Origin of the sequence: Cellulosimicrobium sp. NPDC055967, from assembly GCF_042269845.1 — a bacterium.
Taxonomy (GTDB): Bacteria; Actinomycetota; Actinomycetes; order Actinomycetales; family Cellulomonadaceae; genus Cellulosimicrobium.
In genome coordinates this window covers 438597-452173 of the sequence record NZ_JBHJYJ010000001.1, presented here as the reverse complement: position 1 = coordinate 452173, position 13577 = coordinate 438597, and the positions used below count along the sequence as shown (strand labels likewise).

General features: G+C 74.5%; 10 protein-coding genes. 4 read left to right on the top strand and 6 right to left on the bottom strand.

All coding sequences use genetic code 11. The annotated features are described in order from the left end of the window. The first annotated feature begins 359 nt into the window (after positions 1-359). Positions 360-980, top strand: a complete 621-nt coding sequence (locus ACFC2L_RS01850) for a DUF47 domain-containing protein (protein ID WP_021482999.1) — start codon at positions 360-362, stop codon at positions 978-980. Between the two features lie 5 nt (positions 981-985). Continuing rightward, on the top strand, positions 986-1987 hold the full coding sequence (locus tag ACFC2L_RS01845) for an anion permease (protein ID WP_375822528.1): 1002 nt from the start codon (positions 986-988) through the stop codon (positions 1985-1987). A 55-nt stretch (positions 1988-2042) separates the two neighbouring features. On the opposite strand, the gene ACFC2L_RS01840 is transcribed toward ACFC2L_RS01845, so the two are convergent. The 3 genes from ACFC2L_RS01840 to mshD are packed head-to-tail and all read right to left on the bottom strand — an operon-like array spanning position 2043 to position 6417. Then, on the bottom strand, positions 2043-3080 hold the full coding sequence (locus tag ACFC2L_RS01840) for an NUDIX domain-containing protein (RefSeq protein WP_375822527.1): 1038 nt from the start codon (positions 3078-3080) through the stop codon (positions 2043-2045). 3 nt (positions 3081-3083) lie between these two features. Next, positions 3084-5348: an RNA degradosome polyphosphate kinase gene (locus tag ACFC2L_RS01835; protein WP_375822526.1), complete on the bottom strand. Its 2265-nt coding sequence runs from the start codon at positions 5346-5348 to the stop codon at positions 3084-3086. A 43-nt stretch (positions 5349-5391) separates the two neighbouring features. Then, a complete protein-coding gene (gene mshD / locus ACFC2L_RS01830; RefSeq protein WP_375822525.1) occupies positions 5392-6417 on the bottom strand; it encodes a mycothiol synthase in 1026 nt (341 codons plus the stop codon). A 236-nt stretch (positions 6418-6653) separates the two neighbouring features. Between mshD and ACFC2L_RS01825 the strand changes: the two genes are divergently transcribed. Together ACFC2L_RS01825 and ACFC2L_RS01820 are read left to right on the top strand one after the other, a co-directional pair. Further along, positions 6654-7784, top strand: coding sequence for an FAD-dependent oxidoreductase (locus tag ACFC2L_RS01825; protein WP_375822763.1), 1131 nt, complete (start codon positions 6654-6656; stop codon positions 7782-7784). A gap of 40 nt (positions 7785-7824) precedes the next feature. After that, positions 7825-9249 (top strand): MFS transporter, encoded by a 1425-nt coding sequence (locus tag ACFC2L_RS01820; protein ID WP_375822524.1) that lies wholly within the window; start codon positions 7825-7827, stop codon positions 9247-9249. 118 nt (positions 9250-9367) lie between these two features. Here ACFC2L_RS01820 and ACFC2L_RS01815 read toward each other — a convergent pair whose 3' ends face one another. The 3 genes from ACFC2L_RS01815 to ACFC2L_RS01805 form a co-directional block, all read right to left on the bottom strand. Next, on the bottom strand, positions 9368-10342 hold the full coding sequence (locus ACFC2L_RS01815) for a pentapeptide repeat-containing protein (RefSeq protein WP_375822523.1): 975 nt from the start codon (positions 10340-10342) through the stop codon (positions 9368-9370). Between the two features lie 139 nt (positions 10343-10481). After that, positions 10482-12512 (bottom strand): acetate--CoA ligase, encoded by a 2031-nt coding sequence (gene acs, locus ACFC2L_RS01810; protein ID WP_375822522.1) that lies wholly within the window; start codon positions 12510-12512, stop codon positions 10482-10484. 231 nt (positions 12513-12743) lie between these two features. Continuing rightward, a complete protein-coding gene (locus ACFC2L_RS01805) occupies positions 12744-13577 on the bottom strand; it encodes a TrmH family RNA methyltransferase (protein WP_375822521.1) in 834 nt (277 codons plus the stop codon).

Genomic DNA, 13577 nt, shown 5'->3' with positions numbered 1-13577 from the left:
CACACTCAGCCGCTACGAGCGGCCACGCGCCGAGAGGCGCTCCCGGTCCGGCGTCGCCAACTTCTCCCGCCTTCCCCGCCCGCCGCGCCCGCGTCGTCGCGCACGGGACGGGTGGCAGCCCCGGCGAGGACGCCGGGCACGGGCTGTGAGCGTCCTGAGGATCCGGGACCTTCGCCCCGACGATTCCAGCATCGCGCCGCGCGTCGGATACATTTGACGAGAGTTCGACGTGCGTTCATCCAGAGATCATCCGACCCGAGATCGTGACCACCCCGGCCGACCGGCCTGTCCGGCGGCCGAGCGGCCCCTGTGGCCGACGCCAGCTCAGCCCCTACCCCGCGTCCCTTCCGGAGCCTCCCGTGCGCCTGCGCCTGACACCGCGCGACACCTCGTTCTTCGACCTTCTCGCCGCCTCGGCGCAGCACCTGGTCACAGGGTCCACGCTCCTGGCGGAGCTGCTGGGCGCGGACCGCCCGACGCGCAAGCAGCTCGCGAAGCAGCTCAGCGAGACGGAGCACCTCGCGGACGACGCGACGCACTCGATCATGCGACGCCTCAACCAGACGTTCGTCACGCCGTTCGACCGGGACGACATCTACGCGCTCGCGTCGGCGCTCGACGACTGCATGGACTACATGGAGGAGGCGGCCGACCTCATCGTCCTCTACAAGGTGGACGAGCTCCCGGCCCGCGTGTCCGAGCAGGTCCAGGTGCTCCAGCGCGCGTCGGAGCTCACGGCCGAGGCGATGCCGCGCCTGCGCTCCATGGACGACCTCCCCGAGTACTGGGTCGAGGTCAACCGCCTGGAGAACCAGGCGGACAAGGTCCACCGCAAGCTGCTCGCCGAGCTGTTCGACGACGTGTCCGACCCGGTCCTCCTCATGAAGCTCAAGGAGATCGTGGAGGTCCTCGAGCAGGCGGCCGACGCCTTCGAGAAGGTCGCGAACACGGTCGAGACCATCGCCCTCAAGGAGTCCTGAGCCCCGTGGAGGCAGTGCTCGTCGTCGTCGTCGTGGCGTTCGCCCTGGCGTTCGACTACACCAACGGGTTCCACGACGCCGCGAACGCCATCGCGACCTCGGTCTCGACCAGGGCCCTCACGCCGCGTGCGGCGCTCCTCATGGCGGCGGTGTTCAACCTCATCGGCGCCCTGCTGGGCACGGCCGTCGCGCAGACCATCGCCGAGGACATCGTCGCGGTCAACGACGTCCCACCCCATCAGGGCCTCGTGATCGTGCTGTGCGGCCTCGTCGGCGCGATCACGTGGAACCTCATCACGTGGTGGCTGGGGCTGCCGTCGTCCTCGACGCACGCGATCATCGGCGGTCTCGCGGGCGTCGGGATCGCGTCGGGCATCACGGTCCACTGGGACGCGATCCTCGACAAGGTCGTGCTGCCCATGGTCTTCTCGCCGCTCATCGGCTTCGGCCTCGCGTTCGCGCTCATGGTGCTGCTGCTGTGGGTGTTCCGGAACGCGGCGCCCGCCCGGGCGTTCCGTCGCTTCCGCATCGCGCAGACGGCGTCGGCGGCGGCGATGGCCCTGGGGCACGGCCTCCAGGACGCGCAGAAGACGATGGGCGTCATCGTGCTGGCGCTCGTCGCGGGCGGGTTCCAGGACGACAACACGATCCCGCTGTGGGTCAAGCTCTCCGCGGCGACCGCGATCTCGCTCGGCACCTACGCCGGCGGGTGGCGCATCATGCGCACGCTGGGCCGCAAGATCATCGAGCTCGACCCGGCGCGCGGCTTCGTCGCCGAGTCGGTGTCCGCCGTCGTGCTCTACGCCAACGCGTTCATCTTCCACGCGCCCGTCTCGACGACGCACACCATCACCTCGGCGATCATGGGCGTCGGCGCGACCAAGCGCCTGTCCGCGGTGCGCTGGGGCGTCGCCAAGAACATCGGCGCCGCGTGGGTGCTGACGATCCCCGCCGCCGCGCTCGTCGCGGCCGTCGTCTACTGGATCCTCAGCCCGATCCTGCTCTGAGCCTGCTCGCGCAGGACGTGACGCCCGGGCCGCGCGTCCGTGCGGTCGGGGGCGGTCAGTGCAGCGGCGGGGCGACCTTCTCCGCCGCGACGACGCGCGGGCCCTTGGACGTGCGGGCGACGTGGGCGACGATCATCTCGCCCGGCTCGAGGAACGGGTCGTGCGTCGGCAGCGCGTTCGCGACGGGCCGCCGTGAGTGCTGGCCGAGCACGTCAAGCACGGTGGGCAGCACGGGCCGGTGCGTGCACAGCACCGACGACCGCTCGGCCTCGAGGAGCTCGCGGACGGTCCGCGCGACGCGCGCGGGGGAGCGCTCGTGCTGCGCCTCCGTGAGGTGGTCGATGCTCACGGTCTCCAGCCCGGACGCGCCGGCGTAGGGCGCGATGGTCTGCGCGCACCGGTCCCAGCGGCTCGTCACGACGGTCTCGACCCCGTACGCCGCGAGCACGGGCACCAGGGCGACGGCCTGGGCGTGCCCCGCGGGGGTGAGCGGCCGGTCCTGCTCGTCGCCGTGCCACGCCGAGCGCGCGACGGCCTTGCCGTGCCGCGCGATGACGACGACGTGCGTCGCCAGCCGGCCCTCCTCGCGCTCGCGCACGAGCGCCTCGAGCGGGGCGCGGTCGGCCTGTCGCGTGAGGCGCTGCGCGGCGTCGTCGGCCGAGAGCCACGCCGCGCGGTCGATCTCCTGGGGAGAGACCGGCGGGACGGGGGCGCGCGCGGCGAGCGCACCGACGTCGGACCGCCGTGACGCCCGGCGCGCGGCCCAGTAGTGCACGCGCTTCACGCGGCCCTCGGGCGTGAGGTACTGCAGGCCAGGCAGGGGGACGCCCAGCACGACCGGCTTGCCCGTCTCCTCGGCGACCTCGCGCGCCGCGGCGGCCTGGAAGGTCTCGCCGGGGTCGAGCTTGCCCTTGGGCCACGACCAGTCGTCGTAGCGGGGCCGGTGGACGAGCCGGACCTGCAGGTCGTCGTCGCGCACGCGCCACACGAGGGCCCCGGCGGACTCGATGACCGGGGCGTGCGAGACGTGCGTCGGGCCGAGGGCGTCCACGAGGGGCAGACCGCTGCGCAGGGCGGGGGAGGGCACACCCATCCGCTACCGCCTCCCGACGAGCCGGCGGCGCTGTCGCTGCACGAGGCTCGCCTGGAGGTCGACGAGGGGCGTGCCGTCGGGGCCCGACTCCGGCCGGTGCCACGTGCCGTCGGCGTCGAGGTGCCACGACGCGGTGCGCTCCGACATCGACGCGTCGAGCAGGTCGAGCAGCTCGATCACCTGGTCGGGGTCGGTGATGCGCACGAGCGCCTCGACGCGGCGGTCGAGGTTGCGGTGCATGAGGTCGGCGGACCCGATGAACACCTCGGGTCCGCTGTCCGGGCCCTCGCCGATCGCCGGGCCCGCGGAGTTCGCGAACGCGTAGATGCGCGAGTGCTCGAGGAAGCGGCCGAGGATCGAGCGCACCCGGATGTTCTCGCTGAGGCCGGGGACGCCGGGACGCACGGCGCAGATGCCCCGCACGACGAGGTCGACCTTCACGCCCGCCTGCGACGCGCGGTACAGCGCGTCGAGCGTCGTCTCGTCGACGACGGAGTTGACCTTGATCTTCACCCACGCCTCGTGGCCCTCGCGCGCGGCGCTCGCCTCGCGGTCGATCCGCTCGACCAGGCCGGAGCGGACGGTGCGGGGCGCGACGAGCAGGCGGTGGAACCGCGACTGCGGCGCGTACCCGGAGAGCTGGTTGAACAGGCGCGTGAGGTCCTGCCCGACGTCGGGGTCGCACGTGAGCAGCCCGTGGTCGGTGTAGAGACGCGCGGTCTTGGGGTGGTAGTTGCCGGTCCCGACGTGGCAGTAGCGGCGCAGGCCGTCCGACTCCTGGCGCACGACGAGCGAGAGCTTGCAGTGCGTCTTGAGCCCGACGATCCCGTACACGACGTGCACGCCCGCCTGCTCGAGCTTGCGCGCCCAGGAGATGTTGGCCTGCTCGTCGAACCGGGCCTTGATCTCGACGAGGGCGAGCACCTGCTTGCCCGCCTCCGCGGCGTCGATCAGGGCGTCGACGATCGGCGAGTCGCCCGACGTCCGGTACAGGGTCTGCTTGATCGCGAGGACCGCCGGGTCCGCCGCCGCCTGCTCGAGGAACGTCTGCACCGACGTCGAGAACGAGTCGTACGGGTGGTGCAGCAGCACGTCGCGCTCGCGGATCGCGGCGAACACGTCCGTCGGGGACGAGCTCTCCACCTCGGCGAGGAGCCGGTGCGTCGTCGGGACGAACGGCGGGAAGTGCAGGTCCGCACGGTCGAGGTCCGCGATGAGGTTGAGCCCGGTGAGGTCGAGCGGCTCGGGCAGCTCGTACACCTCCTCCTCGACGACGCCGAGCTCGCGCACGAGCAGCGCGCGGATGCGCGGGCTGATGCCGGGCGTGAGCTCGAGCCGCACGGGCGGGCCGAACCGCCGGCGCAGGAGCTCCTTCTCCATCGCCTGGAGCAGGTTCTCGGCGTCGTCCTCCTCGACCTCCACGTCCTCGTTGCGCGTGACGCGGAACAGGTGGTGCTCGCGCACCTCCATGCCCGGGAAGAGGTGGTCGAGGTGCTGGGCGATGACCTCCTCGATGGGCACGAACGACGTCGGCCCGCGGTCCGGGGCGGCGGTCTGCGACGTCGGCGCGCTCGGGCGCCCGCGCGCGTCCACGGCGATGAACCGCGGCAGCAGCGGCGGCACCTTGACCCGGGCGAAGTGCTCCTTGCCCGTGGTCGGGTTGGCCACGACGACCGCCAGGTTGAGCGACAGCCCCGAGATGTACGGGAACGGGTGCGCCGGGTCGACGGCGAGCGGCGTGAGCACCGGGAAGATCTGCTTGCGGAAGAACTTGTGCAGGCGCTCCTGCTCGCGCGTCTCGAGCTCGTCCCAGTGGACGAGCGTGATGCCCTCCGCGGCGAGCGCGGGCTGCACGTCGTCGGCGAACACGCGCGCGTGCCGCGCCATGAGGTCGTGCGCGCGCTCGCTGATCGCGTCGAGCACCTGGCGGGGCGACAGGCCCGACGCCGCGGTGACCGCGATGCCCGTCGCCATGCGGCGCTTGAGGCCCGCGACGCGCACCATGAAGAACTCGTCCAGGTTGGACGCGAAGATCGCGAGGAACCGGACGCGCTCCAGGAGCGGCTGGCTCGGGTCCTCCGCGAGCTCGAGCACGCGCTGGTTGAACGCGAGCCAGCTCAGCTCGCGGTCGGCGAACCGGTCGTCGGGCAGCGGACCGAGGTCGAGCTCCGCACCCACCTGCCCGATCTCCGGCTCCTCCGCGATGTGCTCGGCGATGTGCGCGGCGAGGTCCGGGTCGAGCGTGCGCTGCGTGGACGTGTCGGTCATGGGTTCATGGTGGCACCAGTTGGTGAACGGTGCGTGACACGGGTCACCGCGCGGTCGGGCGCGCGTACTGCACGTGCACCGCGCGCCGCGTGAAGCCCGCGCGCTCGTACGTGCGGACGGCGGGCACGTTGTCGCCGTCCACGTAGAGGACCGCGGTCGTGGCGCCCCGGTCGGCGAGGTGCGCGAGCCCGACGGCGGTCAGCAGCCGGCCGAGCCCCTCGCCCTGGGCGGTCGGGACGACCCCGACGACGTAGATCTCGCCCTCGCGCGCGCCGTCGGGCTGACCGGTCGGGACCTTGGTCCAGACGAACCCGACGAGCCCGGGCGCCCCGTCGCCGGGCGCCGGGTCGCGCTCGAGGAGCAGGAGGCCGGCCGCGTCGAACCAGTCCTCGCGCATCCGTGCGTGCAGGTCGTCGACGGTGAGCCGGCCCTGCTCCGGGTGGTGCGCGAACGCGAGCGCGTTCGCCCGGACCCACGCGTCGTCGTCGTCCCCGGGCACGAACGCGCGCAGCCGCAGGCCGTCGGGGACGGCGGGGCGCTCCTGCGGTCCGGCGAGCGGCCGTTCGAGGACCAGCAGCTCGCGCACGACGTCGTACCCCGCCCGCGCGGCGAGGCCGCGGGCCGCGGGGAGGTCGCCGTGGGCCCACACGCGCAGCGGAGGGCGCGGCGCCCGGGCGGGCTCGCCGTCGGTCTCCGCGCAGGGGTGCGGCTGCCCGTCGTGGTCGGCGCCCTGCTCGTGGTCGCTCGGCCGCGGTTCGGCCGCGCGGTCGGCGGCGCTGCCGAGCAGGTGGAACCCCAGCCCGTGCCGGCGGTGCGCGGGGCTCACCACGATCTCCGCGCTCGGCGCGTCGCCGCGCTTGTCCACCTGCGCGTAGCCCGCGAGCTCGCCCTCGCGCCACGTGAGGAGGTGCACGACGTCGTCGGTCGCCTCGCGCAGGTTGAGCAGCGGCTGCTCGGAGAGGGGCGCGACGCCGTCCGCGCTCTCGGCCGCTGCGGCGAGCTCGTGGACCTGCGTGATCTCGACGTCGTCGATGAGCGGCCCGGTGTGCCAGAGGATCGCGGTCTCCACCGCCCAATCTTGCCCCCGGCGCCCGCGCCGTGCCGAACCCGACGTTGCCCGTCGTCGAGCACGACATGGAGGTCGCCATCAGCTCGATAACGCCCCTCATGTCGTGTTCGGCACATTGCTGGGTGGCGGGGAAGGTTCGGCTGGGCCGGGTCGTTGAGGGGGACGTGAGCCAGGTGAAGGACGTGCGGGACACGGTGGGCACGGGTGCGGGGGGCGCCGGTGGCCCGTGGGGCGCCGTGCGCGACGTCGTGGTCGTCGGCGCCGGGCAGGCGGGGCTCTCCGCCGCGTACCACCTGCGGCGCGCCGGGCTCGACCCGCTCGTGCTCGACGGCGGTCGTGGTCCCGGGGGCGCGTGGCAGGAGCGCTGGGACTCGCTGACCATGGCGGAGACGCACGCCGTGCACGACCTCCCGGGCGTCCCGCTCCCGGCCGGCGACCCCGCGGAGCGCGCGAACGTCGCCGTGCCGCGCTACTACGCGGCGTACGAGCGCGAGAACGACCTGCGCGTCGTGCGCCCGGTCACCGTCGACGACGTGTCCCAGGACCCCGACGACCCCGCCCTGCTGCGTGTCCGCGCGACGGTCGGCACCGGGCCGGACGCGCGCGGGCTCACCGTGCGCACGCGCACCCTCGTCAACGCGACCGGCACGTGGACGCGGCCGTTCTGGCCCCGCTACCCGGGCATGGAGACGTTCCGCGGCCGCCAGCTCCACACGCACGACTTCCGCTCCGCCGCGGACTTCGCGGGGCGGCACGTGGTGGTCGTGGGCGGCGGGGCGTCCGCGACGCAGCTCCTGCTGCAGATCGCCCCGCACGCGTCCGGCACCACGTGGGTCACGCGCCGCGAGCCGGTGTGGGTCGAGGAGGAGTTCTCGCCCGAGCTCGGTCGCGCCGCGGTCGCGCGCGTCGCCGAGCGGACGTCCGCGGGCCTCCCGCCGGGGAGCGTCGTCTCCGTCACCGGCCTCCCGCTCTCCCCGCGCTACCGCGCGGGGATCGCGAGCGGGGTGCTGCGGCGCCGGCCCATGTTCGACCGGGTGACGGCGTCGGGCGTCGAGTGGGCCCCGGGCGCGAACGACGACGGCCTGCTGTTCCAGCCCGCCGACGTCATCCTCTGGGCCACCGGGTTCCGCGCCGCGCTCGACCACCTCGCGCCGCTCGGCCTGCGCGCGCCCGGCGGCGGGATCGTCCTCGACGGCACGACGGCGGCCCGCGACCCCCGCGTGCAGCTCGTCGGGTACGGGCCCAGCGCGTCGACGATCGGCGCGAACCGGGCCGGCCGTGAGGCCGCACGCGGGGTCTTGCGCGCTCTGGGGACGAGCCCGGGGCGCGGCGACGCGGCAGGATCTCGGCGCCCGGTGGCGGCGTGAGGGCTCGTCAGGGCGGCCCGCCGGGACCTACCGTGCTCCGGTGAGCACCGAGCCGCCCGCCCCCGATCCGTCGACGCCTCCGTCGACCCCGACCTCCGACGTGCGTGACGACGTCCCCGCGCTCCCGACGCAGCGCCGCACCCTGACGACCCTCGCCGCGACGCAGGTGCTCTCCGGCGTGGGCGTCGCGAGCGGGATCGCGGTCGCCCCGCTCGTCGCGTCCGCGCTCTCGGGGTCGGACGCGATCGCGGGCCTCACGTCGACGTCGGGCGTCGTCGGCGCCGCGCTCGTCGCGCTGCCCCTCGCGCACGTCGCGGGCCAGCGCGGGCGGCGGCCGTCCCTCCTCCTCGGCTTCGGCGTCGCGACGGGCGGGGCGGTCCTTGCGACCGTCGCCGTGCTCGTGGGCTCCTGGCCGCTGCTCGTCGTGGCGATGCTCCTCTTCGGGTCGGGGACCGCGGCCGGGCTCGCGTCGCGCTTCGCTGCGACCGACCTCGCGACGCCCCAGCGGCGGGCGCGCGACCTGTCGGTGGTGGTGTGGGCGACGACGGTCGGGTCCGTCGTCGGTCCGACGCTCGCCGGGCTCGCCGACCGCGTCGCCGGGCCAAGCCTGCGCCTGGGCGGCGACGCGCACGCGCAGCACGGCTCGACGGCACCGAGCGCCGCACCGTTCGTCCTCGCGGCGGTCGCGTTCGCGCTGGCGGCTGCCGTCGTCGTGGTCTGGCTGCGACCCGACCCGCTGCTCGCGTCGCGCGCGACAGCCGACGCGGTGTCCGACGCGGTGCCCGACGCAGGGCCAGGTGCGGTGCCCGGCGCGGCCTCGGGCGCGGCGCCGGGGGCCGGACCGGGTGACGGCAAGGGATCGTCGTGGCGCGACGGCCTGCGCGCCGGGTGGGCCGTCGTGTCGGCCAGCCCGACGGCGCGCCTCGCCCTCGGGGCGATCGTCCTCAGCCACCTCGTCATGGTCGGGCTCATGTCGATGACGCCCGTCCACATGAACCACGGCGGCGCGACGCTCCAGGTCGTCGGGCTCGTCATCAGCGCGCACATCGCGGGCATGTACGCGCTGAGCCCGGTCGTGGGGTGGCTCGCGGACCGGGTCGGGCACGCGCGCGTCCTCTACGTCGGGGGCGCGCTGCTCCTCGCGGCCGCGGTCGTCGTCGCAGGCGCGCCGGGGGAGGACTCCGCGCGGCTGACGGTCGGCCTCGTGCTCCTGGGGCTCGGCTGGTCGTGCGGGCTCGTCGCCGGGTCGGCGCTGCTCGTCGACGCGACGCCCGGGCCGTCGCGCACGTCCGTGCAGGGGCTCTCCGACCTCGCGATGAACACGGGCGGTGCCGTCGGCGGCATCCTCGCCGGAGCGATCATCGGGTTCTCGTCGTACGGCTCGCTCGCCTGGGGCGCGGCGGTCCTCGTCGCCGTGTGCGCGGTGCTCGCAGCCCCGCTGGCACGGCGGGCCACCCTGCGCTGACGGCGGTCGAGCCGACTGCGTCCGCGCCGACGGCCGCCGAGATCGGCGCTCCCGGTCCAGATCGGCAGTCGCGGCTGCCGATCTCGACAGGGAGTGCCGATGTCGCGGTGCGCCCGGGTCAGGGGTGGAGCGTGGCAGGGAGGGTCGTGCGCTCGTCCCGGCGGACGGCGCCGGCCTGCGCCGGGGTGAGGAAGAGTGCATGCGCGAGGTCGGCACCGCGCGCGTCGGCTCCCCGGAGGTCCGCGCCGAGGAGGTCGACGGCGTCCAGCCGGGCGTCGCGCAGGTCGGCGCCCAGCAGCAGCGCGCCCCGCAGGTCGGACCCGGTGAGGTCGAGCCCGCGCAGGTCGGCGCCGACGAGGTCCGCACCCGGCCGCAGGCGGCGGCGCGCGCTGCCGTCCGGCACCCGGTGCCCGACGGCGTGCCCCGGCTTCCCCCGGTCGTGCCCCTCGGCGTGTCGTCCGCCGCGTGCCGCCCGCGACCCGGTGTCCGCTCCGTCCGGACGGGGAGGACGGCGCGACGCGGCGCGCCGGGCCGTGTCGCGCACGAGCGCGCTCGCGCGGTCGACCAGCGGCCCGACGTCACGACGGACGGCGCCGACGTCGAGCGCGAGGAGGTCCGCCGGCGCGAGCTCCGCGAGGGGCGCGGTCCGGTCGAGGGCCCGCCGGGCGTCGTCGTGCACGGGCGCGGCGGCGGGCAGCGTCAGCACCTCGGCGAGGTACCAGAGCAGCTCGTGGAGCTGCGTGACGACGGGGAGCGCCGCGAACGCGTCGCGGGCGGCGGCGGGGTCGTCGCGCCACGTCGCACCGTCGTGCGCGGACCGGACGGCCGCCGTCACCCGCTGGCCGGCCCCGAGGCAGTCGTACGCGACGCAGCCGGGGAACCCGGACTCGCGCAGCCGCGCGTGGATGCCGCAGCCGAAGTCGTCGCGCAGGTTCGGGCACGGGGCGCCCGCGGGCTTGTCGATCGCGAAGTCGGCGGAGCGCACGAGGTGCAGCCCCACGCAGCACAGGCCGGTGCAGCGCGCGCAGTCGCTGCGCAGGTCGAGCTGCTCGACGAGGAGGGCGCGACCGTCGGCCGCGGGAACGGGTGGCACGTCCCGACGCTACGCCGTCCGCGGGACGCCGGGCACGGGCATATCGACCGCCGAGCGCGGGAGGGCGACCGGGTCCGGACGGGGTCGGTGTCGCTCTCCCCGCGAGAACGACACCGACCCCGTGGTCGGCGGAGGCCGGTCAGTCCTCCGAGGACGACGGCTTCTGCAGGCCGGCCGAGATGAGGTCCATCACCGACGAGTCGGCGAGGGTCGTCGCGTCGCCGACGGTGCGGTTCTCCGCGACGTCGCGCAGCAGGCGGCGCATGATCTTGCCGGACCGGGTCTTGGGCAGCTCCGGCACGACGAGGATGCGCTTCGGCTTGGCGATCGGGCCGATCTCCTTCGCCACGTGGTTGCGCAGGTCGGTCTGCACGGCGGCGGCCCCCTCGGCGTCCGCGGCCTTCGCCGCGTGCTCGCCGCGCAGGATGACGAACGCGACGACGGCCTGGCCCGTGAGGTCGTCGCTCGCGCCGACGACCGCGGCCTCCGCGACGATCTCGTTGGACACGAGCGCCGACTCGATCTCGGTCGTCGACAGGCGGTGGCCCGAGACGTTCATGACGTCGTCGACGCGGCCGAGGAGCCAGATGTCGCCGTCCTCGTCCTTCTTGGCGCCGTCGCCCGCGAAGTAGATCCCCGGGAAGCGTGACCAGTAGGTGTCCTTGAAACGCTCGAGGTCGCCCCAGATGCCGCGCAGCATCGACGGCCACGGCTCGGACAGCACGAGGTACCCGCCGCCGCCGTTCGGCACCGAGCGCGCCTCGTCGTCGACGACGTCCGCGACGATGCCCGGGAGCGGCACCTGGGCGGAGCCCGGCTTGGCGGCCGTCACGCCGGGGAGCGGGGAGATCATGATCGTGCCCGTCTCCGTCTGCCACCAGGTGTCCACGATGGGCGTGCGGTCGCCGCCGATGACGCGGCGGTACCACATCCACGCCTCGGGGTTGATGGGCTCGCCCACCGAGCCGAGGACGCGCAGCGACGAGAGGTCGAACTTCGCCGGGATCTCCTCGCCCCACTTCATGCACGCGCGGATCGCGGTCGGCGCGGTGTAGAGGATCGAGACCTTGTACTTCTCGACGATCTCCCACCAGCGGCCCTGGTGCGGGGAGTCGGGCGTGCCCTCGTAGATCACCTGCGTCGCGCCGTTGAGCAGCGGCCCGTAGACGACGTAGGAGTGGCCGGTGACCCACCCGATGTCGGCCGTGCACCAGTAGACGTCGCTCTCGGCCTTGAGGTCGAAGACGTTGCGGTGCGTGTACGCGGACTGCGTGAGGTAGCCGCCGGTCGTGTGGAGGATGCCCTTGGGCTTCCCGGTCGTGCCGGACGTGTAGAGGATGAACAGCGGGTGCTCGGCCTCGACCCAGACGGGCGTGTGGGTCGTGTCGGCCGACTCGAGCGCGTCGTGCCACCACACGTCGCGGCCCTCGGTCCAGGCGGTGTCCTGACCCGTGCGGCGCACGACGAGCACGTGCTCGACCGTCGTCGGGTCCGCGCCCTCCTTGGGCGCGAGCGCCTCGTCGACCGCGGGCTTGAGCGCGGAGGCCGCGCCGCGGCGGTACCCGCCGTCGGCCGTGATGACGAGCTTCGCCTCGGCGTCGGCGATGCGGCTGCGCAGGGCGTCGGCGGAGAACCCGCCGAACACGACCGAGTGCGGCGCGCCGATCCGTGCGCACGCGAGCATGGCGACGACCGCCTCGACGATCATCGGCAGGTAGATGACGACCCGGTCGCCCGTCTCGACGCCGAGCGCGGCGAGCGCGTTCGCCGCGCGCGACACGTCGCGCTGCAGCTCCGCGTACGTCACGGTGCGCGTGTCGCCGGGCTCGCCCTCGAAGTGGATCGCGACCCGGTCGCCCAGGCCCGCCTCGACGTGGCGGTCGACCGCGTTGTACGCGGCGTTCAGCGTGCCGTCCGCGAACCAGCGCGCGACCGGCGCCTGCGACCAGTCGAGCGTCTCCGTGAACGGCGTCCGCCAGGTGACGAGGTCGTTCGCCTGCCGTGCCCAGAACGCGAGCCGGTCGGCCTGCGCCTCCTCGTAGAGCTCGGGCTTCGCGTTCGCCTGCGCGGCGAACTCCGGGCTCGGCGGGAAGCTCCGGGTCTCGTGGAGGAGGTTCTCCAGGCTGGGGGTGGTGTCCGCCGCCGCGGTGGTGGACTCGTTCTCTGGCACGCTGACCTCCGGTGCGCATCGACTCTGGTGCGGCGCCCGTGCGTGGGTCGCCGAGGGAGCGGCGGCGGACGCAGGACGGTCGGACGCCCACGATGGTGGGCCCCGACCTTGGGGAGTCTAGACCCGTTGTCGTGAGCGCGGTCACAGGAGTCCACCATTCGGCGGGACCGCTCGCAAATGCCCGGCACCGGCTGTCGGCGGTGCAGCAGAGGCTGCTCCCGGGTGAGAGCGTCAGCGCGCCCGGCGCTGCCGGACCGCCTCGTACAGGACGACCGTCGTCGCGCTCGCGGCGTTGAGCGAGCTCGCCGAGCCGAGCATCGGGATGCTCACCATGACGTCGCACGCCTCGCGCCACCCGGCGCTGAGGCCGGACGTCTCGTTGCCGGTGAGGACGAGCGTCGGGCCGGTGAGGTCGTGGTCCGCGAGCTCGACGTCGCCGTCCTCGTCCGTCCCGAGCAGGGTCAGTGGGACCCCGGCGGACCGCTGCGCGGCGACCCAGTCGAGGACGTCGCGCCCCGCGGGGACGCGCACGGTCGGCACGGAGAAGATCGAGCCGGTGCTGGCACGCACGGCGCGCGGGTCGTACGGGTCCGCGGCGTGCCCCGCGACGACCAGCCCGCCGCCGCCGAACGCGTCGAGCGAGCGCGCGACGGTCCCGACGTTGCCCGGGCTCGTGGGGCGGTCGAGCACGACGCCGAGGAACGCGGCGTCCTCCCCGGAGGCGCGGCCGCCCACGGTGATCCGCCCCAGGTCGTCGGGCGGCGTCGCGACGACCGCGAGCAGCTCGGGCGCGTCGTCGTCCTTGCCGCCGAGCTCGCGCATGAGCTCCGACGACACCGCGAACCGCCGGGTCCGCACCCGGTCGAGCATCGCGTGGGCCCAGCCCGACAGCGACCGGTCCGCGTCGACGAGCCACGTCCGCACCGTCCAGCCCGACTCGACGGCGAGCGTGATCGGCCGCACCCCCTGGACGAGCGTCTCGCCCGCGCGGTGCCTCTTGGTGCGGTTGGTGAGCAGCGCCTCCCACTGCTGGAACGCGGCGTTGCGGGTGGTGACGCGCTGCAC

Coding starts and splice junctions, on each gene's coding strand:
- ACFC2L_RS01840 (WP_375822527.1), bottom strand. CDS start 3,080: ATGGGTGTGCCCTCCCCCGCCCTGCGCAGCGGTCTGCCCCTCGTGGAC.
- ACFC2L_RS01835 (WP_375822526.1), bottom strand. CDS start 5,348: ATGACCGACACGTCCACGCAGCGCACGCTCGACCCGGACCTCGCCGCG.